General features: G+C 51.6%; 17 protein-coding genes. 8 read left to right on the forward strand and 9 right to left on the reverse strand.

The features are described 5' to 3' along the window. Positions 1-368 precede the first annotated feature (368 nt). Positions 369-2,675 carry an FdhF/YdeP family oxidoreductase gene (locus RAHAQ2_RS11365; protein WP_015697370.1) on the forward strand — a complete coding sequence of 769 codons (2,307 nt, stop codon included), beginning with the start codon at positions 369-371 and terminating at the stop codon, positions 2,673-2,675. A gap of 148 nt (positions 2,676-2,823) precedes the next feature. Next, positions 2,824-4,767 (forward strand): exoribonuclease II, encoded by a 1,944-nt coding sequence (locus tag RAHAQ2_RS11370; protein WP_015697371.1) that lies wholly within the window; start codon positions 2,824-2,826, stop codon positions 4,765-4,767. 717 nt (positions 4,768-5,484) lie between these two features. On the opposite strand, the gene cbl is transcribed toward RAHAQ2_RS11370, so the two are convergent. Continuing rightward, on the reverse strand, positions 5,485-6,438 hold the full coding sequence (gene cbl / locus RAHAQ2_RS11375) for an HTH-type transcriptional regulator Cbl (RefSeq protein WP_015697372.1): 954 nt from the start codon (positions 6,436-6,438) through the stop codon (positions 5,485-5,487). Positions 6,439-6,630: 192 nt separating this feature from the next. Beyond that, positions 6,631-7,575 (reverse strand): 2-hydroxyacid dehydrogenase, encoded by a 945-nt coding sequence (locus RAHAQ2_RS11380; protein ID WP_015697373.1) that lies wholly within the window; start codon positions 7,573-7,575, stop codon positions 6,631-6,633. A 212-nt stretch (positions 7,576-7,787) separates the two neighbouring features. On the opposite strand from RAHAQ2_RS11380, the gene glgX reads away from it, so the two are divergent. Next, a complete protein-coding gene (gene glgX / locus RAHAQ2_RS11385) occupies positions 7,788-10,070 on the forward strand; it encodes a glycogen debranching protein GlgX (RefSeq protein ID WP_015697374.1) in 2,283 nt (760 codons plus the stop codon). 46 nt (positions 10,071-10,116) lie between these two features. Here the strand turns inward: glgX and apbE are convergent, their stop codons facing one another. Both apbE and smrA read right to left on the reverse strand, forming a co-directional pair. After that, complete coding sequence (gene apbE, locus RAHAQ2_RS11390; RefSeq protein ID WP_015697375.1) at positions 10,117-11,157, reverse strand: FAD:protein FMN transferase ApbE; 1,041 nt, start codon at positions 11,155-11,157, stop codon at positions 10,117-10,119. 112 nt (positions 11,158-11,269) lie between these two features. Continuing rightward, positions 11,270-11,836, reverse strand: coding sequence for a DNA endonuclease SmrA (gene smrA, locus RAHAQ2_RS11395; RefSeq protein ID WP_015697376.1), 567 nt, complete (start codon positions 11,834-11,836; stop codon positions 11,270-11,272). Between the two features lie 214 nt (positions 11,837-12,050). Here smrA and RAHAQ2_RS11400 point away from each other — a divergent pair, with 214 nt between their 5' ends. Both RAHAQ2_RS11400 and RAHAQ2_RS11405 read left to right on the forward strand, forming a co-directional pair. Continuing rightward, the gene (locus RAHAQ2_RS11400) at positions 12,051-12,866 is read left to right on the forward strand and encodes a mannosyl-3-phosphoglycerate phosphatase-related protein (RefSeq protein ID WP_015697377.1); all 816 of its coding nucleotides are present in this window, start codon (positions 12,051-12,053) and stop codon (positions 12,864-12,866) included. Positions 12,867-12,984: 118 nt separating this feature from the next. Then, positions 12,985-14,205 (forward strand): glycosyltransferase family protein, encoded by a 1,221-nt coding sequence (locus RAHAQ2_RS11405; protein ID WP_015697378.1) that lies wholly within the window; start codon positions 12,985-12,987, stop codon positions 14,203-14,205. Between the two features lie 79 nt (positions 14,206-14,284). On the opposite strand, the gene RAHAQ2_RS11410 is transcribed toward RAHAQ2_RS11405, so the two are convergent. Beyond that, the gene (locus RAHAQ2_RS11410) at positions 14,285-15,310 is read right to left on the reverse strand and encodes a TerC/Alx family metal homeostasis membrane protein (protein ID WP_015697379.1); all 1,026 of its coding nucleotides are present in this window, start codon (positions 15,308-15,310) and stop codon (positions 14,285-14,287) included. Between the two features lie 438 nt (positions 15,311-15,748). Here RAHAQ2_RS11410 and RAHAQ2_RS11415 point away from each other — a divergent pair, with 438 nt between their 5' ends. Then, entirely contained in the window at positions 15,749-16,504 is a 756-nt protein-coding gene (locus tag RAHAQ2_RS11415) for an FNR family transcription factor (RefSeq protein WP_013575564.1), read from the forward strand. A gap of 135 nt (positions 16,505-16,639) precedes the next feature. After that, a complete protein-coding gene (uspE, locus tag RAHAQ2_RS11420; RefSeq protein ID WP_015697380.1) occupies positions 16,640-17,599 on the forward strand; it encodes a universal stress protein UspE in 960 nt (319 codons plus the stop codon). 128 nt (positions 17,600-17,727) lie between these two features. Here uspE and tnpA read toward each other — a convergent pair whose 3' ends face one another. The 3 genes from tnpA to pntA all read right to left on the reverse strand — a co-directional run bounded on the left by tnpA (position 17,728) and on the right by pntA (position 21,306). Next, positions 17,728-18,186: an IS200/IS605-like element IS1541D family transposase gene (gene tnpA, locus RAHAQ2_RS11425; protein ID WP_014333746.1), complete on the reverse strand. Its 459-nt coding sequence runs from the start codon at positions 18,184-18,186 to the stop codon at positions 17,728-17,730. 189 nt (positions 18,187-18,375) lie between these two features. Beyond that, positions 18,376-19,767, reverse strand: coding sequence for a Re/Si-specific NAD(P)(+) transhydrogenase subunit beta (pntB, locus tag RAHAQ2_RS11430; protein WP_015697381.1), 1,392 nt, complete (start codon positions 19,765-19,767; stop codon positions 18,376-18,378). A gap of 9 nt (positions 19,768-19,776) precedes the next feature. Further along, entirely contained in the window at positions 19,777-21,306 is a 1,530-nt protein-coding gene (pntA, locus tag RAHAQ2_RS11435) for a Re/Si-specific NAD(P)(+) transhydrogenase subunit alpha (protein WP_015697382.1), read from the reverse strand. 537 nt (positions 21,307-21,843) lie between these two features. On the opposite strand from pntA, the gene ydgH reads away from it, so the two are divergent. Beyond that, a complete protein-coding gene (gene ydgH, locus RAHAQ2_RS11440) occupies positions 21,844-22,797 on the forward strand; it encodes a DUF1471 family protein YdgH (protein WP_015697383.1) in 954 nt (317 codons plus the stop codon). 73 nt (positions 22,798-22,870) lie between these two features. On the opposite strand, the gene RAHAQ2_RS11445 is transcribed toward ydgH, so the two are convergent. After that, positions 22,871-23,983: a dipeptidase gene (locus tag RAHAQ2_RS11445; RefSeq protein WP_015697384.1), complete on the reverse strand. Its 1,113-nt coding sequence runs from the start codon at positions 23,981-23,983 to the stop codon at positions 22,871-22,873. Positions 23,984-24,228: the final 245 nt, after the last annotated feature.

Consider the following 24,228-nt stretch of genomic DNA (forward strand, 5'->3'; position numbering starts at 1 on the left):
TGCACTAAAACCTCTTGCAGAAAAACCCTTAGTCTTTTGCTAACCATTTCATAATGAAACGGTTTTGTTACAACTTGTGTTAATTTCCACCCATAACCTCATCTGAGACTGCAATCAGGTTTTGTTATCACAACCCGCTGTTTTCCAAACGGATGAAATGCCATCAGGAACCCCTTTCCTCACGGGGAATTTCCGTTATTTCCTGATATTACCCTGCGATAGAGGATTTCTATCGCTCCATCACAGCATTCGATTAGACGTTCTTGTTACCCCCTCCTAAACTTGTGACATAAAATTAACAATCCGGTTAACAATTCACTATCCGGTTTGTTCACAGACAAGACAAAAACCACCTGCGAAGCATAATTATGAAATTCAAAACTGAGATCAAACCCTACCACGGCGCTGCCGGCGGCTGGGGTGCACTGGAATCAACCACCCGTTTCGTCTTTGACAGTAAAAAAGTTCTTTCCAACTTACGTAACCTGATGCGTGTTAACAAAGGTCGCGGTTTTGACTGTCCGGGCTGTGCCTGGGGAGACGATAATCACAGCACGTTCAGCTTCTGCGAAAACGGTGCAAAAGCCGTCAGTTGGGAAGCGACCCGTAAAGCCGTCGAACCTGAATTCTTCGCGCAACACAGTGTGAGTAAACTGCGCGCACAGAGCGATTATTTCCTCGAATATCAGGGGCGCCTTACCCACCCGATGCGTTATAACCGCACCACTGACCATTACGAACCTATCAGCTGGGACGCCGCATTCTCGCTGATCGCCAGCCATCTGAAAGGACTGGAAAGCCCCGATCAGGCAGATTTCTACACCTCCGGCCGGGCCAGTAACGAAGCCTCTTATCTGTATCAGGTGTTTGGCCGTATGTTCGGCACCAACAACTTCCCTGACTGCTCGAACATGTGTCACGAAGCCAGCGGTGTGGGCCTCAAACAAAGCATCGGCGTCGGTAAAGGCACCATCCGTCTGGATGACTTTGAGAAAGCAGACGCCATTTTCGTCTTTGGCCAGAATCCGGGCACTAACCACCCGCGTATGCTGCACAGCCTGCGTCATGCGTCTGACCGGGGTGCAAAAGTGGTCAGCTTTAACACCCTGCGCGAACGGGGCCTTGAGCGTTTCGCCGATCCGCAAAAACCGCTGGAAGTGGTCACACCGAAAGCCGGTCGCATCAGCGCCGCCTATTACCAGCCAAATCTTGGCGGCGACATGGCGGCCGTGCGCGGTATCGTGAAAGCGTTGTTGCAGACGCACCGCGAACGTATTGCTTCCGGTCAGCCTTCCCTGTTTGATGAAGAATTCATCGCGGCAAACTGTGCCGGTGTCGATGAGTATCTGGCCGTGGTCGATGCCACCCGTTGGGAAAAAATCACTGAACAGTCCGGTCTGAGTGAACAGGATCTGCGAGAAGCAGCGGCGATTTATATGAACGCCGAACGCGTGATTTGTACCTGGGCGATGGGCGTGACACAACATAAACACTCGGTGCCGACCGTGCGTGAAATCACCAACCTGCAACTGCTGTTTGGTCAGCTTGGCAAACCGGGTGCCGGGTTGTGTCCGGTTCGCGGTCATAGCAATGTGCAGGGTAACCGCACCATGGGTATTGATGAGAAAGCGCCAAAAGCGTTGCTGGATGCGATGGAAAGCCACTTCAAATTCACACCGCCGCGCGTACCGGGTCACAACACTGTTGAAGCGCTGGAAGCCATGCTGCGCAAGGAAGCCAAAGTTCTGATTTGTCTCGGCGGGAATCTGGCGGCTGCGGCACCGGATACGCCACGTACCGAACAGGCGCTGAGCAATCTGGATTTGTCAGTGCAGATCAGTACCAAACTGAACCGTACGCACCTGACGCCGGGAGCAGAAGCGCTGATCCTGCCAACGCTGGGCCGTACAGAGCTGGATATGCAGGCGACCGGTTCACAGTTCATCACGGTTGAAGACTCTTTCAGCATGGTGCATGCCTCCGAAGGTGTGGGGATCCCGTTATCAAAAGAACAACGTTCCGAAACTGCAATTGTCTGTGGTATCGCCAATGCCGTTCTGGGAGATAAATACCTCGACTGGATGGCGCTGGCTGACGATTACAATCTGATCCGCGACCATATTGAAGCCACCATTCCGGGCTTCCAGGATTTTAATGCGCGCTGCGATATCAAAGGCGGTTTCTATCTCGGCAACGCGGCAGCAGAACTGAAATTTAATACCCTGAGCGGCAAAGCGAATTTCAGTGCATCACCATTACCTGAAGTGCTGATCCCGATGGGCGACCGGAACGCACCGTTCACCCTGCAAACCTTACGTTCTCATGACCAGTACAACACCACCATTTACGGCCTCGATGACCGTTACCGTGGCGTTTATGGCCAGCGTGAAGTGCTGTTTATTCACCCGCAGGATCTGGCGGATTTAGGCCTGGAAGACGGCGAACTGGTAGAAATCGAAACGCTGTGGAATGACGGTATTGAGCGTAAAGTCACGGGCTTCAAACTGGTCAGCTACGATATTCCGCGCGGTAACCTGGCAGCGTATTATCCGGAAACCAACCCGCTGGTACCGATGTCCAGTTTTGGCGACCAGACCCATACCCCGACCTCCAAAGCCGTGCCGGTGACTATCCGTCGCTGCCAGCCAAAAGTTGACCTGCAACGTATCGCATAAGCCGGTCTTGCGCGACATCGCGCAAATCTCCCTTTCGCTTCAGGGTTAAGAGGCGAAAGGGGCAGATGCCGCTTGCCCGAAGGGGCCAGATCGCGTAAAACTGTCTGCCGCTAATCGAGCCACATTAACCCCCAATTCTCTGGACGATATGTTTCAAGATAACCCGCTGCTCGCGCAGCTAAAACAGCAACTTCACTCTCAGACTCCACGTGTCGAAGGCATCGTGAAAGGCACTGAGAAAGGCTTTGGCTTTCTTGAAGTAGATGGTCAAAAAAGCTATTTCATTCCCCCTCCGTACATGAAAAAAGTCATGCACGGCGATCGTGTTATCGCTTCCCTGCAAACCGAAAAAGAGCGTGAAGTCGTCCAGCCGGAAACCTTGGTTGAACCTTTTCTCAGCCGTTTTGTTGGCCGCGTAACGAAGAAAGACGATCGTCTTTCTATCATTCCTGATCACCCTTTATTACGTGATGCTATTCAGTGCCGCGTTGCCCGAAACATCAATCATGAAGTGAGCGACGGCGACTGGTGTGTGGCCGAAATGCGCCGCCACCCGCTGAAAGAAGGCGATCACAGCTTCCAGGCTGAAATCACCGAATGGATCACCACCGGCGCCGACGATCTTGCGCCGTGGTGGGTCACGCTGGCACGTCATAATCTTGAACGTGAAGCGCCGAAATCGGATATTGCCGAACTGCGTGATGAAGGCCTGACCCGCGAAGATCTGACTGCCCTGCCATTTGTCACTATCGACAGTGGCAGTACCCAGGACATGGATGACGCGCTGTATGTGAAAGACAACGGCGACGGCACCCTGCAAATGACGGTCGCAATTGCGGACCCGACGGCTTACGTCAGCGAAGGCAGCGAACTCGACAACATTGCGAAAAAACGCGCATTCACCAACTATCTGCCGGGCTTCAATATCCCGATGCTGCCGCGTGAATTGTCCGATGATATCTGTTCCCTGTGGCCGGACGTCAGCCGTCCGGTTCTGGCGTGTTCTGTCACAGTGGGCACTGATGGCGCACTGGGCAACGATATTCGTTTCTTCGCCGCAACCATTGAATCGAAAGCCAAACTGGCTTACGACGATGTGTCTGACTGGCTGGAAGCGGATGAGCAAAGCGAATGGCAACCGGCCAGCGAGGTGATCGCCTCCCAGATCCGTCTGCTCAAACGCGTTTGCGACCTGCGCAGCGCATGGCGTACCGAACATGCGCTGGTGTTTAAAGACCGTCCTGATTACCGCTTCGTGCTGGGTGAGAAAGGCAACGTGCTGGAAATCGTCGCGGAACACCGCCGCATTGCCAACCGCATCGTTGAAGAATCGATGATTGCCGCCAACGTCTGTGCCGCTATCGCCCTGCGCGACAGCCTCGGTTTCGGCGTTTACAACGTACATACCGGTTTTGATCCGTTACTGGTTGAAAACGCGGTCACCGTGCTGCAGGCCAATGATGTTGAAGCCAACGCTGAAGAACTGCTGACCCTGCCAGGTTTCTGCGCACTGCGCCGTAAGCTTGATGCATTGCCAACACAGTTCCTCGACAGCCGCATCCGTCGTTTCCAGACCTTTGCAGAAATCAGCACCACACCGGGCCCGCACTTCGGTCTGGGTCTGGAAGCTTACGCGACCTGGACATCGCCTATCCGTAAATACGGTGACATGGTGAACCACCGTCTGCTGAAAGCGATGATCCTGCAACAGTCTGCTGGAAAACCTCAGGACGATATGACCCTTCAGCTGGCAGAACGCCGTCGTGCCAACCGCATGGCCGAGCGCGATGTTGGTGACTGGTTATATGCCCGTTATCTGGAAGATAAAGTCGGTACTGACGTTAAATTCAGCGCTGAAATCATCGATGTCACCCGCGGCGGTCTTCGTGTACGTCTGCAAGATATCGGCGCCGTAGCATTCATCCCGGCTTCGTTCCTGCACAGCGTGCGTGATGAACTGGTCTGCAGCGCCGAGACGGGCACTGTGCTGATCAAAGGCGAAGTGGCTTATCGTCAGAGCGACATGATTGAGGTGAACATTGCGGAAGTTCGCATGGAAAACCGGAATGTGATCGCCAAACCGGCGGTGTAAATTTCGCGTTTAGCGAAGGTTAAAAACCGGTCATTTGACCGGTTTTTTTATAGGTGAAATTTGCCTTACCAGGCAGGTTACGTCTTGCCAGAGCCTATTTCGGTTTCTCAATTACAGCGATCACTTATCGCGCTGCGCCGAAACCGCCCAAAAGGGGCCAGGACGGGCCCCTCTTGGATCTCCCCCGTCTTTCAAATGCGCGCTCCGCTCGCTGGCTATGTTTCAGGCATCACAGCGATAGCCGCAAAATCCCGCCGCTGCGCGGTTCCCTCCCTTCGGGTTACAACCCGCGTAGAAAGACACGCGGTTTTCCACCTCTCGTCCGGCGGTATTTTGAAACCGGCCTCAGGCCTTTACTTCACAACCTTACTTGTTCTGTTTTGTTTTTTTAAAAGCCAGGGGCGGTTCAGAAAGCTTGCTGAATGGAGCGGCTTCGAGACCTGCGGCTCGAAGACCGAGAGAAGGCACCGCGCAGCGGCAAGATTTCCAGCCTGTCGCCGCGGCAACTGAAACATAGCCAGCGAGCGGAGCGCGCAGTTAAAAAAACGCAGGATTCCAAAGGGTTTCGTTTAAAACCCTTTGGGCCCGTGTGGGCGGCGAGCCCACGGTGTTGACCTTAAGGCCAGTTTGGGTGGCAACCCAAGGTTTTGTCGGTGTGGGCCGACGCCCACGAACTTGAACTTGAACCGGACCTAAGGGTACGCCCCCTCTGGCCGCCTAGATCTGATAGTCAATCACCGGTTCGCCGCCCGTGGCGAACACCTTCTCTTTAATTTCATTGACCGACAGCCCCGGATTACACAACTCGATAAACCGCCATACGTAGTTTCTCTGTAATTGCGCTTTCTTCAGCCCCAGCCAGACGGTATTGGCTTCGAATAAATGTTCCGCGTTGATCAACTGAAGGCCGGTATCACGGGTGGCTTCAAACGCCTTATCGGCCAGAATACCCACGCCCAGCCCCAGCTCAACGTAGGTTTTAATCACATCAGAATCCTGCGCACTCAGCACGATATCGGCGGTCAGCGCGGCGCGGCTGAAGGCCTCATCGAGACGGGAACGGCCAGTAATACCCTGACGATAGGTGATCAGCGGCTGTTCACTCAGATGCTGTAACGTCAGCGGGTGTTGCAACGTCAGCGGATGTCCCTGGGGCACTACAATCGCGTGATGCCAGCGGTAATAAGGAAACGCGGCGACTGACGGATCATTCATCAGCTTTTCGCTGGCGATGGCGACGTCCGCCTGCCCGCTCAGCAGCATTGCCAGCACTTCCTGTGGCGAACCCTGATGTAACTCGAGTCGTACACCGGGATAAATGGCGCGGAAGGCTTTGATGACTTTAGGCAAGCTGTAACGCGCCTGGGTGTGAGTCGTGGCGATGGTCAGCACGCCCGCATCTTCTTTGGAGAAAACATCCGCCAGACGGCGGATATTCTGCGCCTCATTGAGAATTCTCTCGGCCACTGCCAGCAACTCTTTACCCGGCTCAGTCAGCCCCAGTAAGCGCTTTCCACGACGGATAAATATTTCAACGCCCAGCTCATCTTCCAGCTCGCGGATATGACGACTGACACCTGACTGCGACGTGAACAGCATGTTCGATACTTCGGTCAGGTTGTAATTGCATCGCGCTGATTCCCGTATAATTTTGAGTTGTTGAAAGTTCACCGCTGTCTGCCTCTTTGCTTGCCGAAAACCCTATTGTTACGATCTGTTGCTATGCCAGACAAATAAGAAAAAGCGGTTACTTATGCTTTTTACGACTATAGAAGCCAGGCACCTGCTTTTCGGCTGTCATAAAAAAACGCCGGCAAGCGGCGTTTTTAAAGCATTCTCAGCAAAACACTTATAATCAGCGGGTTACTCCGGCACTGGCGTCATGACCGGCCTTCCGCCAAAATGCGCCTCAAGATTTGATAACACCAGCGTCAGCATATTTTCTACTGATTCCGGCGAGCGACCCGCGACGTGCGGCGTGATCACCAGATTATCCAGCGTGAGCATTTCTGCGGGCACCTGCGGCTCACCGTCCACCACATCCAGCGCGGCACCGGCGATGTCGTTATTGCGCAGGCTGGCAATCAGCGCGGCACTGTCCACCACACTTCCCCGCGCGATATTAATCAAAAAACCCTCCGGCCCCAGTGCACGAAGCACCGCAGCGTCCACCAGCCTGACGGTATTTTTGCCTCCCGGCGTCGCCACCACCAGATAATCAGCCCACTCAGCCAGCTCAGTAACAGTGAGGAAATAGCGGTACGGGCTGTCTTCCTGTGCACGCCGGTTGTGATATCCGATCTTCATATCAAATCCGCCCGCGGCACGACGGGCGATCAACGCACCGATATTGCCCAGACCGATCACCCCAAGACGTTTGCCCGCCATTCCCGGCGTGTTCCAGCGCGTCTTTTTCCATTCTCCCGTACGTACGGCGGCATCAAACTGCGGGATTTTCCGCGTGACTGCCAGCATCAGCGCCAGCGTATGGTCAGCAACGGAAGCGTTATTGGTACCGGGGCCATTCGTGACATGAATGCCCCGCTGTTTTGCTGCGGCGACATCAATATGTTCAAAACCCACACCCTGCGCACAAATGATTTCCAGCGCCGGTAACGCATCCATTTCAGTTGCGCTTAATCCGATGCTACCAATGGTCAATACCGCACGAATTTTCTGAGCAATCTGCGGATCAAGGTGGGTTCGCTTTTCGGGTGAAGTGGCAAAATAAAGGGAAAAACCGGCGGCTTCAAAACGGTCAGGATAGCCAGCATCAAGTTCAACATGGCTGAGCAACGCGATGGTCATGGAGATTCCTCTGGGTAAAGTCAGTCAATAACTAGCAGGCTAGCTTTTTCGCTTTCACTATCGACGATGCTCTTTCCCTTGTACAGCTTTTCGGCGGTTTACGGGAGAAGTTACGAAGTCCGGTCTACACTCGTTGTTATCGTCCGCGTGTACGCAGACGATCCTCTTCGGCAATTTTTGTCAGATTTCCCTGAAACGGAGTGACGTCAAGTATGGCAAAGGCCCGATCCAGCAAGATAAGTAAACCGGTTGTCACGACGGAAAAAACCCGCACTATTCCGTCGCATTTGCAGGTTGATATTGCAGTAGATGAGTTTGGCGTGCGGATTATTGAGCCTTACAGCGACGGTGAAATTGTCCGCAGTTTCGATTCCGGACACACCACGCGGGTACGCGAAGGATTGCCGGTGCCGTTAGGTGCGACCTGGGACGGCCTGGGTGTAAATTTCGCGTTGTTTTCAGCCAACGCCACCAAGGTAGAACTGTGCCTTTTTAACGAAGACGGCGAACAATATGACGTCATCGAACTGCCGGAATATACCGATGAAGTCTGGCATGGCTATCTGCCGGACGCCCGCCCCGGCCTGTTGTATGCCTATCGCGTGCATGGCCCCTATGCGCCGCACGATGGTCACCGGTTTAATCCCGCCAAGTTACTGCTCGACCCTTACGCCAAACAGATTGTCGGCGAACTGAAATGGGACGATGCCCTGTTCGCTTATGACATGCAAAGTCCGAAGAAAGATTTGCACATCGATAACAGTGACAGCGCACCGTTTTTGCCTAAATGCCGGGTGATTGATCCCGCTTTCTCGTGGGCCCGTTCACGTAAAAGACATATTCCGTGGGAAAAAGCCCTGATTTATGAGACGCATGTCCGCGGCTATACCATGCGCCATCCGGCAGTGCCTGAACATTTACGCGGCACGTTTTCCGGCATGAGCACCCCGCATATCGTGGACTATATCCGTTCTCTCGGGGTCACGTCTGTCGAGCTGATGCCTGTTCATGCTTTCACCGATGACCGGCATTTACAGGATAAAGGCCTGCATAATTTCTGGGGCTATAACACGCTGAGTTTTTTTGCGCCGCATCCGCAATATATGGCGACGCATACCGTCAACGAATTCAAACAGATGATTGCCACCCTGCACGCCGCAGGTATTGAGGTCATTCTGGATGTCGTTTACAACCACACCGCAGAAGGTAACGAGCTTGGACCAACGCTGTCTTTTAAAGGTATCGACAACGCCAGCTATTACCGGCTGATGCCGGACAATAAGCGTTATTACATTAACGATACCGGCACCGGCAATACGCTCAATCTCAGCCATCCGCGCGTATTACAGATGGTCACAGACTCGCTGCGATACTGGGCAACCGAGATGCAGGTGGATGGTTTCCGCTTTGATCTGGCGACCATCCTCGGACGTGAAAGCTATGGCTTTGATGAGGGCTGCGGTTTTCTCGACACCTGCCGTCAGGATCCGATCCTCAGTCAGTGCAAACTGATCGCCGAACCCTGGGATTGCGGTCCCGGTGGTTATCAGGTTGGCGGCTTCCCACCGGGCTGGATGGAATGGAACGACCGGTTCCGCGACACGGTGCGTAAATTCTGGCGTGGTGATGAAGGTCAGCTGGCACAGTTTGTCACCCGGCTTTCCGGTTCAGCAGACCTGTTTAATCACCGGGGCCGCAAACCTTATGCTTCCGTGAATTTTATTACTGCCCACGACGGTTTCACGCTCAATGACTGGGTGTCGTATGCCAGTAAACACAACGAAGCGAACGGTGAAGACGGCAAGGATGGCAGCGATAACAACATTTCGGCGAACTATGGCGTGGAAGGCCCGACTGACGATCCGGCCATCAATGAACTGCGGCTGCGACAAATGCGCAACATGCTGGCGACGTTGTTGCTCTCTCAGGGAACACCAATGCTGCTTGCCGGTGATGAATTTGGCCGCTCGCAAAACGGCAATAACAACGCCTATTGTCAGGACACAGAAATTGCCTGGGTGAACTGGGATATTGGAGATAAAGGCCAGTCGCTGTTGTTGTTCACCTACCGGCTTATTGCGCTGCGTAAGCGCTTCCCGATATTGCATCGCGGACGTTTTCTGACTGGCGCACTGCATGAAAAACTGGGAGTGAAAGATGTCAGCTGGTTCCAGCCACAGGGGCCGGAAATGACGGATACGGCATGGAAAGATCCGCATGCCAAATGCATTGCGATGCTGCTTGATGGTCGCGCCCAGCCAACCGGTCTGGTGCGACAGGGGTCGTTAAGTACGGTGCTGTTGTTGTTCAACGCATCACACGAAGACGTGGTGTTCACATTGCCTTCGGTGGCGCACGGTGAAAGCTGGCGACATATTTTCGATACCTTCCAGCCGGACGACATCAACGAGCACAACTTTGAGTTTGGCCGCGAGTACATCTGCACGTCCCGCACTGTGGTATTGTTCGAGCTGATCAGCACCGCGAAACACTGACGCTTTATCGCTGCTTCAGATATTGAAAATCTGAAGCAGCGAAAGCCTACTGCGGATCTTTCAGATAGGCTTTGAACTGTGGAGACATGTAGCTTTTAAACGTGTCACCTTCTTTAGCGATGAGATACACCGCCAGATGTTGTTTCCCGGCCAGCGCCAGCGCTTTTTGGGTGCCCAGCACCATCAGGCCAGTGTCCCAACCGTCTGCTTCCAGCGCCGTTGGCGCAATCACCGTTGCCGACACCAGTTTGTGCGTAATCGGCGAACCGGTTGCCGGATCAATGATGTGCGAAAGCCGTTTGCCGTTCAGTTCGTAATAATTACGATAACTGCCGGAAGTGCTGATCCCCATGCCCTGCAAATCAACAATTGCCTGCACCGCGGTTTCTTTGTCCGTCGGTTTCTGAATGGCCACCTGCCAGGGATTGCCCTGCGCATTATGTCCGCGGGATACCACCGCGCCACCGACTGACACCAGATAATTGCTGATGCCGTTGCCTTCCATTAAACGTGCCAGATGATCAGTCGCGTAGCCTTCGCCCACGGTCGAGAGATCAACATACATACCGGCTAAATCTTTTTGCAGGTACTGTCCGTCACTTTGCTGGATCACTTTCAGATGCTGTAAGCCAATGCGCGAACGTGCAGTGTCGATTTGTTCCGGCGTCGGGATTTTTACCGGCTGTTTGTCCGGCCCGAATCCCCACAGATTAACCAGCGGACCGACGGTGATATCCATCGCGCCACCGGTGAGCCGGCCAATCCGGAGAGAGGTGACAATCGCATCGGCCATGCCTTCGCTGACGGGCTGCGGCGCGTTGCCCTGATACTGATTAAAACGCGACAACACGGAATCTTCTTTGTAAGTCGACAACTGATGATCATCCTCCGCGAGCTGCGCTTGAATTTGTTGACGCAGCACCGGCTCCCGGTTTTTATCCACGCCTGCCAGACTGACACGATAAAAAGTGCCCATCGTTTTGCCCTCAATCACCAGCGGCTCAGGAGTATTACGATCACAGGCAGATAAAAGGCTGACGCCGCACAACATCAGTGTGCAGCGCAGATAAACCGGTTTTGAGAACATGGAAATAACTCGATTAAGCGCCCGTCGCCGGGCATGAAAAGTATCAGGACAGTAAAGGGTAACGCTTAAACCATGACGCAACGGACCTGCCGTTGAGTGGCTGTCCGAAAAATTACCGGCTGCGTTTGGCGTGACGCTCCCAGTTTTCCTGTTTTGCCTGCGCGGTTTTCTTCAACGCCACATAACAGGCACCGGCACCGCCGTCCTTCTGAACAGCGATGCAAAACGCCTGCACGTCATCCAGTTGCTGCAGCCATTTGGCAATATAACTGCGCACAATATTCGCATGACTTTCGTCTTCGCGGCCACGCCCGTGAATAATCAGCAAGGTGCGTAAATTTTCAGCCTGAGCCTGACAGAAAAAGGCGAAAAGCGCCTGACGGCACTTTTCAACGGGTTGGCGCAGCAGATTCAGGCTGGCTTGCGGCGGGTATTTCCCCTGCCGGAGTTTATCCAGCACGCCCTGCTGTACACCATCATGTTTGTATCCCAGAGGCTCATCGCACGGCAAAATATTCAGAAAGCCGGTAGTCAGCGGATTCTCGCGTACTTCTGACGCAGAGTCTGCACTCACCTTATGCACCGCGGCTGAGTTTTTGAGGTAGACCACCTGTTTATCCGACGCCAGTGGCTGTACGCCTGCCATCTCCTGGCTGAATAAATCATCATCTTCGCTCATCTGCTTACCTCTTTTTCTGCGGTGGAACTGCACCAAATTATCGCCATAAATCCGCTGCGGGTAAAGCCGCGCGCCAGCCGGACTGCGCCGGTAAAAATTCCGGAAATGCCCCGCCCGCCTTTAAAACTCATTTTTATATCTATACTTAGCTGCTGGGGAAGATGTAAACCGGTGAGCCTGCGCCTGCATTTCCCGACCCAATTGAGGAGAAAAGATGCCTTACCTTGATGATCCCTTGATTATTTTTACTGACCTTGATGGCTCACTGCTGGACCATCATGATTACAGTTGGCAACCCGCGCAGCCCTGGCTGGATAAACTCTCGGCAGCGCAGGTTCCGTTAATTTTAACCACCAGCAAAACGTCAGCCGAAGTGGCTGAACTGCAATCGGCCCTGAACCTGACACAACAGCCTTTTATTGCAGAAAATGGCGCAATCATTCATCTGCCGTCTGACTGGCGGGATCAGGACGCCGTGCCATTTCACATTTCCGGCGCGGATTATCGTGAGATCCGCCAGACGCTGGTGGAACTGCGCCAGCGTTATGATTTTGAGTTTCGCGGCTTTGGTGATGTCACCGCGAAGCAGGTCGCAGTCTGGACCGGACTGACAGAAAAGGACGCGGCACGGGCAATGCAACGTGATGCGTCTGAACCGCTGATCTGGTTTGGTAATGATCTGGATTTTGCGCACCTGAAAAAGTGTCTGGCACGCGAAGGTCTGGCGCTGACACGCGGCGGGCGTTTCTGGCATGTGATGGGAGCCGGTGCCGGTAAAGGTCAGGCAGTGCAATGGTTATCGGAGCGCTTTCAGCAAAAACGCGGTCAGCCGGTGTTAAGCATTGGACTGGGCGATGGCCCGAATGATTTATCGATGCTGGAAGCGGTGAATTATGCCGTGGTGATCAAAGGCCATCATGAGCATGAGATGTTGCTGCACCGGGACGATGAGGCCCATGTTTTTCGCACCGATGAATTTGGCCCGCGCGGCTGGAGTCAGGGACTGAATCATTTTATTACCCTTCTTTGAAGGGAAAATCGAAAAGGAAAATATTTTATTAACAGATTGCTTCCACATTGTTAATGGTTTTGTTTTTGCAGAGAAGACTTCCAATAATTTTATCTATTCTAAAATTGGAGAATACCGTATGAGCGATTTTTATCAGGATGGTGTCATTACTAATTTTCATAACCTGACGAACCGCAAAGTCGAAGAACTGGAATACGATTTGCAGGTGTTCTCGGGCCGCCGTTCAATGGGATTAATATTACCGTCATTATTTTCAGAACTGGAAGGTCCGGCGCTGACCCGCATCGTTGATGAGCTGACGAAAGTCCCGTATCTGGAAGAAATCGTTATTGGTTTAGATCGTGCTGACCGTGATCAGTTTTTGTTTGCCCGCGAATTTTTCTCCCGCCTGCCACAACGTCACCGCATTTTATGGAATGACGGGCCGCGCCTGACTGCGCTGGATGAGGAACTCAAGAAAGAAAATCTTTCGCCGAATGAGCCGGGCAAAGGCCGCAATGTCTGGTTTTGTGTCGGCTATACGCTGGCCTCACGACGGACCTCAGTCGTCGGTCTGCATGATTGTGACATTGTCACGTACAGCCGCGATATGCTGGCACGCCTGATGTATCCTGTGGCTAATCCGAATTTCCATTACGATTTCTGCAAAGGCTATTACGCCCGAGTGGCAGACGGGAAATTCAACGGGCGCGTCGGCCGTCTGCTGGTGTTCCCTCTGCTGAAATCTCTGCAAATTGTTTACGGCCACTCTGATTTTCTGGAGTATCTGCGCACCTTCCGTTACCCGCTTTCCGGTGAATTTGCCATGCGCACGCATGTACTGAACGATTTGCGCATTCCGAGTGACTGGGGGCTGGAAATTGGTGTGCTGTCAGAGTTGCACCGGAATACGGCGACCAAGCGTATTTGTCAGGTGGATATCGCTGACAATTACGATCATAAACACCAGCCGATGTCAGAAGAAGATGCGTCGAATGGTTTACAGCGCATGAGTATTGATATCACCAAAGCGCTGTACCGTAAGATGGCCATTCTGGGTGTGAATATTACCAGTGAGTCTTTCCGTATTCTGAAAGCGACCTATTATCGTAATGCGCTGGATATGATCGACGGGTTTGAAAATGACGCAAAAATGAACGGGTTAACTTTTGATCGCCACAGCGAGGAATCAGCGGTGGAATTGTTCTCAGGCGCGATCATGGAAGCCGGTCAGGCTTTTGTGGATACGCCGAGCGAAAAGCCGTTTATCCCAAGCTGGAGCCGTGTGCAGTCCGCCTTCCCGGATATGCTGGACCGCATTCATGAAGCGGTGGAAAAAGATAATGAAGGCGATGTGTAATACCGTTTAAAAACGATTGCCACAGAAAGTAAAAACGCTGCGATCGCAGCGTTTTTTTATGGATAAATTTCAGGTTACCTTACGCGGCGGCTTTTTTTCCGGGGAAAAGTAAGCTGGCAATAATGCCTAAGGCCAGAACACCCAACACAACATAAAGACTGGCCAGTGCACTGATTTCAATCCCGTGATGCCACAGATGATTACTGGAATTCAGTGCCAGTTTTGCGGCGACAAAGAACAGCAGGAAGATGACTGATTTCTCCAGATGAACCAGATACTTACGCAGGGCCTCAAGCACGAAATACATCGTGCGTAAACCGAGCACAGCAAACATCATGGCGGAATAGACGATCAGGGGTTCACGACTGACGGCGATAACGGCGGGTACGCTGTCAAATGCAAACATGAGGTCTGAAATCTCAACCACGGCAATACATAACAGCAACGGCGTTGCATAACGCACGCCCTTCTTCACCGTAAAACTAAAACCCTGATTCTCCGGCTTCGCCAGTTCAGCGTCGACCTGCTCACTGCTGACCAGGAAATGTGGCCCCACCAGTTTCGGAAACACCGGGAAGAAACGGCGTACCAGTCGGTTAGCAATATGATCAGAGTAATCATCATTTTCTTCGTCATTGTTGCCAGCGCGCATCATCAGAATAGCGGTCCAGAGAATGACGACAGCAAACACCATTTCGACCCATGGCCCCAGCGCCAGCAGGCTGGTACCAATCACCACGAAAATACCCCGGAAGACAATCGCGCCAATCACGCCCCAGTAAAGAATGCGGTGACGATAGCCATCCGGCACTTTAAACCAGGCGAAAATGGCCATAATCACAAACAGGTTATCAATGGAAAGCACCTGTTCCAGCGCATAACCGGTCAGGAACAAACTGGCAACTTCTTTGCCATGGTGGATATATAAAAATCCGGCAAAACCCAGAGAAACGGCGATCCAGAATACGGTCCAGAGAGAAGCACTTTTCAGGCCGATAGGCTTATGACTGCGGTGAGCAAAGATGTCAGTCAGCAGCGCCGCAACGGCTACAACAACAAAAACAAGCGTGGTTTCAAACGGAAAACCCAGAGAATCAGACTGCATTACACCTTTCCTAACGTAAACGAAAGCTAAACGAATTCGGTCATTGTAAGCGGTTGTGAGGTGAATGGGTATCAAAGTCGATCCGGCATGGCGTTTTATGCCATAATCCGACGCGTGTTTTGCTGGCAGCATTGAAAAAACCATCATACATAACGAACCAAAACGGATAATGAAATACACATTTCCTGTTCTAAATTGATTCATTCGACTTATTTTCTTAAATTTCAATATCCGTTTGCTTAATAAATTGATCCCGCTTTTAATCTCATTGATTCTCAATTCGGCTTAATTCACCGTGCAGATCAAAATAATTAGAAAAAAACCCGTTAAAAAACGGGGTTTTTTAACATTTCGCCCTTTTAGCACCTTATCGCTACTTATCACTCGCTGCAAAAGATGTTAAAATTGACCCATATCAATATTGCCAGAGTGACTCTTATGATCCCGGAAAAGCGTATTATTCGACGTATCCAATCTGGTGGCTGTGCAATCCATTGTCAGGACTGTAGCATCAGCCAGCTTTGTATTCCTTTCACCCTGAACGAACATGAACTCGATCAGTTAGACAACATTATCGAAAGGAAAAAGCCGATCCAAAAAGGTCAGGCATTGTTTAAAGCCGGTGATGAACTGAAGTCTTTATATGCGATTCGTTCCGGCACCATCAAAAGTTATACCATCACTGAGCAAGGCGACGAGCAAATCACGGGCTTTCATCTCGCCGGCGATTTAGTGGGTTTTGATGCCATTGGTGGTTTACAGCATCCAAGTTTTGCACAAGCGTTGGAAACGTCTATGGTTTGTGAAATTCCGTTTGAGACGCTCGACGATCTCTCCGGAAAAATGCCAAATCTGCGCCAGCAAATGATGCGCCTGATGAGCGGTGAGATAAAAGGCGACCAGGATATGATCCTGCTATTGTCGAAGAAAAATGCTGAAGAAAGACTGGCTGCATTTATCTATAACCTCTCCCGCCGCTTTGCACAACGTGGTTTCTCTCAGCGCGAATTTCGCCTGACCATGACCCGTGGCGACATCGGGAATTACCTCGGCCTGACGGTGGAAACCATCAGTCGTTTACTCGGCCGTTTCCAGAAATCGGAAATGCTGAGCGTAAAAGGTAAATACATCACCATTGAGAATCATGAAATGCTTTCTCAATTAGCCGGTCAGTCTGCTCCGGTTTCTGCCTGATAAATATTGAGTCGGATCTGCAAAGAATAATTTGTTGATCCGACTCAATTTCTCCTCTGTCCGATTGCTTAATCTTGGTTTACTCTGTACTTAATACACTGACTGCCGTTCTTCTACAGGTGTTAAGGAGTCCCCATGGCTAAGTATCAGAATTTACTGGTTGCTATAGACCCCAATCAGGATGACCAACCCGCGCTACGTCGTGCCGTTTATCTGGTGCAACGTAATGGCGGCCGCATCAAAGCCTTCCTGTCGATTTATGACTTCTCCTATGAGATGACCACCATGCTGTCCCCCGACGAACGGACCAGTATGCGACAAAGTGTGATCAGCGAACGGGAAGAATGGATTAAAGAACAGTGCCGGTATTATGTCGAAGCGGGCATTCCCATTGATGTCAAAGTTGTCTGGCATAACAAACCTTTCGAAGCCATTATTCAGGAAGTCGTTTCCAATAATCACGATTTGTTGTTGAAAATGGCTCATCAGCACGATCGCCTTGAGTCTGTTATTTTCACCCCGACTGACTGGAACTTACTGCGTAAATGTCCGTGTCCGGTATGGATGGTGAAAGACCAGCCATGGCCGGAGGGCGGCAAAGCGGTTGTTGCCGTTAACCTTTCCAGCGAAGAACCTTATCATGACCCGCTCAACATTAAACTGGTGAAAGAAACCATTGAGCTGGCGTCTCACGTTAACCAGACGGAAGTCCATCTGGTAGGCGCCTATCCGGTTACCCCGATCAACATTGCTATCGAACTGCCGGACTTCGACCCAAGCGTATATAACGACGCCATCCGCGGTCAGCACCTGATCGCGATGAAAGCGTTGCGCCAGAAATTCCAGCTTGATGAGAAATTCACACATGTGGAAAAAGGTCTGCCGGAAGAAGTCATTCCTGACCTTGCAGAGCATTTGCAGGCGGGCGTCGTTGTTCTCGGCGCTATTGGTCGCACCGGCCTTTCTGCCGCATTTTTAGGGAATACTACCGAACAGGTGATCGACCATCTGAAATGTGATCTGCTGGCGATCAAACCGGATGATTTTGAATGCCCGATTACATCAGATGACGAAGAAGAAGATGAAGACGAGTAAAGTCTGATTCATACATAAAATAAATATCCTCCGGCATAGCCGGAGGTTTTTCATATGCGCCTGTAAGGCTCTGTTACCAGCCGCGCCCTAACAGGCGCATAGCAATCTGACATTTGCATCCAAATTCGTTACTTACCGCCCGTAAACGGGCTCCCTGGATACGGGATTGATAACTGTTCCCCTAGTTTATCCTGCTCCAGTTGGTGCTTTATGTATTCCTGGATCTTCGATGTATTTTTACCCACTGTATCTACATAATACCCTCGGCACCAAAACTCCCTGTTCCTGTATTTGAATTTAAGATCACCAAATTGTTCATATAGCATCAGACTACTTTTGCCCTTCAGATACCCCATGAAGCTCGATACACTCATCTTCGGCGGGATTTCCACAAGCATATGGATGTGATCTGCACAGCATTCTGCTTCCAGAATGTGCACATTTTTCCATTCACACAGTTTTCTTAAAATACTCCCTACTGCACGGCGTTTCTCGCCGTAGAAGACCTGCCTTCGGTATTTAGGCGCGAAAACTATGTGATATTTACAGTTCCATCGGGTGTGCGCTAAGCTCTTTTCGTCCCCCATTGGGACCCCCTTTTGATTTCTTGTTTGACCAATGCAGTTGCCAGACCGCAAGGTGTTTTAACAAATCAAAAGGGGTTTTTATATCCGGCTCAAAGCTGGAAGCTTTACGGAACCCCCAGCCTAGCTGGGGGTTTTCTATAGACAATAAAGGCCAGTCAACTGACTGGCCTTTTTCATTACGGGTTGCAATTACAGCGCGCGCAGGATTTTCTCTACGCTTTCTTTAGCATCGCCAAACAGCATTTGGGTATTTTCTTTGAAGAACAGCGGGTTCTGCACACCGGCATAACCGGTATTCATCGAACGTTTAAATACAATCACGTTCTGCGCTTTCCAGACTTCAAGCACCGGCATACCGGCGATCGGGCTGCGCGGATCTTCCTGCGCGGCCGGGTTTACGGTGTCATTGGCACCGATAACCAGCACCACGTCGGTATCGCTGAAATCATCATTGATTTCATCCATTTCCAGCACGATGTCATACGGCACTTTTGCTTCAGCCAGTAATACGTTCATGTGGCCCGGCAGACGCCCTGCGACAGGGTGAATACCGAAACGTACCTTGATGCCTTTCGCACGTAATTTCGCCGTGATGTCATGCACGGGATATTGCGCCTGAGCAACCGCCATGCCGTAGCCTGGGGTGATGATCACAGAACTGGCGTTTTTGAGCATGTCAGCCACGTCTTCCGCGCTGGCTTCGTGATATTCCCCCATCTCTTCAGCATTACCGGTAGAAGAACCGTCAGTACCGAAACCGCCTGCAATCACGCTGATGAACGACCGGTTCATGGCTTTACACATGATGTAGGACAGAATCGCACCGGAAGAACCGACCAGCGCACCGGTGACGATAAGCAGGTCGTTGCTGAGCATAAAGCCCGCCGCAGCGGCAGCCCAACCGGAATAGGAGTTCAGCATGGAAACCACAACCGGCATGTCCGCACCACCGATGGATGACACCAGATGCCAGCCAAACGCCAGAGCGATCACGGTCATGATCAGTAAGGCGAGAACCTGCAGCCCTACGCTTTCGGTGCGAACGAACATCACCATCAGCAGGAAAGAAACAACCAGCGCAGCCAGATTCAGTTTATGACGATGCGGTAATGCCAGCGGTTTGGACGAAATAATCCCGCGCAGTTTGCCGAACGCCACAATCGAACCGGTAAAGGTCACTGCACCGATGAAGATACCGAGGAATACTTCGGTCAGATGGATATTTTCCATCACGCCTTCCATCGGCACTGCACCATGATCCAGATAACTGTTAAAGCCCACCAGAACCGCTGCCAGACCCACGAAGCTGTGCAGAATCGCCACCAGTTCAGGCATTTCGGTCATTTCGACTTTCCGTGCCAGATAAACACCGATCGCACCGCCGATCACCATCGCAACGATGATCCAGCCAACATTCCCGGAGTCAGGCCCGAGAATGGTCGCGATTAACGCGATAGCCATCCCGGTAACGCCGAAAATATTACCCTGCTTGGATGTTTCATGTTTTGACAGCCCCGCAAGGCTGCAAATGAACAAAATTGCGGCAACAATATATGCTGCTGTAACTAAACCCCCAGACATATATTCCCCTTAGTTCTTACGAAACATCTTCAGCATGCGCTGAGTGACGGTGAATCCGCCGAAAATATTGATACTGGCAATCAGAACCGCGACGAAGGACAGGAAACTCACCCAGCCGCCGTGACCAATTTGCAGTACGGCACCGACGACGATAATCCCTGAGATGGCGTTAGTCACCGACATCAGCGGGGTATGCAGCGCATGACTGACATTCCATACCACGTAATAACCGACCACGCAGGACAGCGCGAACACGGTAAAGTGAGAAAGGAACTCTTTCGGAGCCACATTCGCCAGCCAGCCAAACAGCACAATAGCCACTGCCATAATGATGAATTTGGTCCACGGCGAGGCCGGTTTGGCTTCCACTTTGGCAACCGGTTCTGCGGCTTTCGCAGCCTGAGGCTGGGCAGATACCTGAATCGGCGGTGCGGGCCAGGTCACTTCACCGGATTTTACGACTGTCACACCGCGCACCACGGTATCTTCGAAATCAACCTCGATTTCTCCGTTCTTCTCTTTGCACAGCAGCTTCAGCAGGTTAACCAGATTGGTGCCGTAAAGCTGGGAAGACTGTGTTGGCAGACGGCTTGGCAAATCGGTATAACCGATAATCTTCACGCCGTTTTCAGTGGTGGTGATTTTATCTGCGACAGTCAGCTCACAGTTACCGCCTGTCTGGGCTGCCAGATCGACGATCACACTGCCCGGTTTCATGGACGCGACCATCTCTTTGGTGATGAGCTTCGGTGCAGGACGGCCAGGGATCAGCGCGGTCGTGACGATAATGTCCACTTCTTCGGCCTGCGCCGCAAACAGCGCCATTTCCGCTTTAATAAACGCTTCGGACATCACTTTGGCGTAACCGTCGCCGTTGCCTGCTTCTTCCTCAAAATCCAGCTCGAGGAATTCAGCCCCCATACTTTTGACCTGCTCTTTTACTTCAGGGCGGGTATCAAACGCGCGGACGATAGCACCGAGGCTGCCAGCTGCACCGATAGCAGCCAGACCAGCCACACCGGCACCGATAATCATCACTTTTGCCGGCGGCACTTTACCTGCGGCAGTGATTTGCCCGGTAAAGAAACGACCGAATTCATGCGCCGCTTCAACAATCGCACGGTAACCGGCGATGTTAGCCATTGAACTCAGGGCGTCGAGGGACTGCGCGCGGGAAATACGCGGCACAGAATCCATAGCCATTGCGGTTACCTGACGGTCGGCCAGTTTTTGGATCAGCTCAGGGTTTTGCGCAGGCCAGATAAAGCTGACTAACGTGGTTCCTGCCTGTAATTTATCGATTTCATCGTTTTCAGGCGCATTAACCTTCAAAACGATATCTGATTGCCATACATCATCGCCGCTGACGATCGTCGCCCCCGCTTGCTCATAAGCAGAGTCTTCAAAGCTGGCTAACTTACCGGCACCCTGTTCGATAGCAACCGTAAAGCCGAGTTTCAGCAACTGTTCCACCGTTTTCGGCGTGGCTGCAACCCTGGCTTCATTGGTCAACCGCTCTCTTGGTACACCAATACGCATAGTATTCCCTTCACCCTTTTCATTGATGATTTTTGTCATCGACATAACAATTCAAGTACAGGCCTGTCGGTTAATAGTCGTCACCGAATTATATTTTTTCAGGCTGGTTATAACCTACTGAATATCTAATCAATAATCTACGTATCACAGCGATAGACAGGCAATTAATAATAAAAAAATTGATATAGTCCGCAAACCTGCTGCAAACCCTAAGAAACAAGCCTTTAATCTACCTTATAACTCGCATAACACCGGATCAATCACTCAGACTTCCCCTACCATAACCCGCTCAGGCTGGGCATAAAAGTTAGAAAATAGTGAATAATTAACATTTATTTCACTACCTGGATTATTCAACAAACTTATATACGTTATGTGCAGTGAAAAAAGTAATGTGATATGTCGTTCGTGCCCGCATTATTGCCATAAATTGCTGAGACACTCGGCATTGTTACATGCAATAATCGGCCGCTAACCTGTTACACATCAAGAATTCAGCACGTTTCAACATTACTGCGCAAGGTGAAAGGATTTTTTATGAAGCTGACAAAAACGATCATCGCATCGGCCCTGTTTTCTGTTTCTGCGCTGTCTGCTGCACATGCCGCGCAGGAAATTAGCCCGCAGAAAGCAGCAGCCATTAAGCCTTTTGATCGCATTGTTATTACCGGGCGATTCAACACGCTGGGCGACGCCGCTGACGCCGTTTCCCGCCGTGCCGATACGCTGGGTGCAGATTATTTTTATATTCAGGATACCAACAGCACTAACAATAGCGGCAACTGGCGCGTAGTTGCAGACATCTATAAAAAAGATGCGCCAGAAATCAGCAACGAACCTCACTATCGTGTTATCAACGGGGTGGTTGAATTGCCTAAAGACGTTGCTTACGGCCTCGAACCTTTCGATACCGTCACAGTTAACGGTTTCTACCGCAGCCAGCCAGACGTCAACGATGCCATTACGAAAGCAGCGAAAGAAAAAGGGGCATATTCCTTCTTCATCGTTCGCCAGGTTGACGCCAACAGCGGCGGCAACCAGTACATCACGGCCTTCATTTATAAGAAAGATGCACAAAAACGCGTTGTCCAGTCTCCGGATGCTATCCCTGCTGATTCTGAAGCCGGTAAAGCAGCACTGGCAGCGGGCGGCGCAGCGGCAGCCAGGGTTGAAATCCCGGGTGTGGCTTCCTCTGGCAGCCCAAGCCGTGATGTCGGTCGTTTCTTTGAAACACAGTCATCAACCGGCAAACGTTACACTGTCACTGCAACAAACGGTGCCAAGATTCAGGAGGTGAATGACGTGACCGCCGCACAGATGGTTCCGTTTGATTCCACCACTTTCACCGGCCACTTCAACAGCACCACGGATGTTTCGCAGGAAGTGGCGAACCGTGCGGCTGCCAAAGGTGCCAAGTTCTACCACATTACCCGTCAGTGGCAGAACAAGAGCGGTGGTAACCTGACTGTAAGCGCAGACTTCTTCAAATAAGTCTGCGCAGCACACAGCAAAAAGGCAGCCCGTAGTTGTGGCTGCCTTTTCTTTTACTGCCCTGCCTGCTGACTCAGTTTCCCCAGGTACGCTCCAGCACGTTCACCCAGTTTTTGTAGCAGATTTTTTCCAGCAGTTCCTTGCCATAACCCGCTTTGCGCAACGCTTCAACCAGCACCGGTAACCCGCGCACATCTTTTAAGAACGGTGCCATTGAGGCTCCGTCAAAGTCTGACCCCAATCCGACACCCTCCTCACCCAGATGCTCAATCAGATAATCCACATGACGCACCATAATATCGGTGCCGGTATCGTCACTGCGTCTGCCGTCTTCGCGCAGGAATGGCACCGCAAAGTTCAGCCCGACGAAGCCGTGGCTTTCCCTGATGGCACCCAGTTGTTTATCGGTCAGGTTACGTGACTGCGGGCAGATGCTGAACGCATTGGAATGGCTGGCCACCAGCGGCGCATCACTTAATTCGGCCACCTGCCAGAAGCCTTTTTCATTCAGATGCGAGAGATCAATCATGATGCGTTTCTGGTTACAGGCTTTCACCAGACGCACACCCGCCCCGGTCAGCCCCGGCCCGGTATCCGGTGAGGTCTGATATTTAAACGGCACGCCCTCACCGAAAATGTTCGGACGACTCCATACCGGCCCCAGAGAACGCAGCCCCATGCTGTACAGCACCTCGAGATTATACAAATCCTCATCAATCGCCTCGGCGCCTTCGATATGCATAACCACAGCTAATGCATGGTTATGCATTGACTGCCTGATGTCCTGCGCGGTGCGGCAAATCTTCACCTTCCCCTGCGATTGCGCTTCGATTCTCAGCAGGAATGCCATCATGCCAAATGTGACATCACGCGCAAAATCGAAAGAAGGTGTCGGGGAAAAATCAGGATGTTTTTGAGTACCTTCCGGCAGGAAACGCGTATCCACTGAACGATCCGGCACGCTATTTGCTAGATCAACATCAGGAGTCGGCACCCAGGCGGCGAAAAGCCCGCCAGCAAAGCCTGCTTCACGACAGCGCGGCAGGTCCAGTTGTCCGCTGGCGGGTCCCTGAAGGAATGCGCGTTCAGGATCCTGACGATGTTCTGTCCAAAGTTGCAGCAAAACATCGTTATGTCCATCAAAAACCGGCATTAATTCTTCAGTTCCGTGCGCTACGTTATTCATAAAAAAGGTCTACCTTTGATTGAGCATGGCTAAGACAACGGAGATTTGTTCATGCGGGGTGCAGTCATGGCGTCATGCTGCACCAGCGTTGAACACAGACAGTACGCTTCACATTAGTTTTTTCGATATGAAACGTCGACGAGTGCAAAGCAACGGTTTTTCATTTAAGCCAGTTGCCCGGTGTTAAGTCAAGGGTTTGCCACTGTAATTTTTAATTTTACTTTTATATATCAACACGATGGGAG

Source organism: Rahnella aquatilis CIP 78.65 = ATCC 33071, from assembly GCF_000241955.1.
Taxonomy (GTDB): domain Bacteria; phylum Pseudomonadota; class Gammaproteobacteria; order Enterobacterales; family Enterobacteriaceae; genus Rahnella; species Rahnella aquatilis.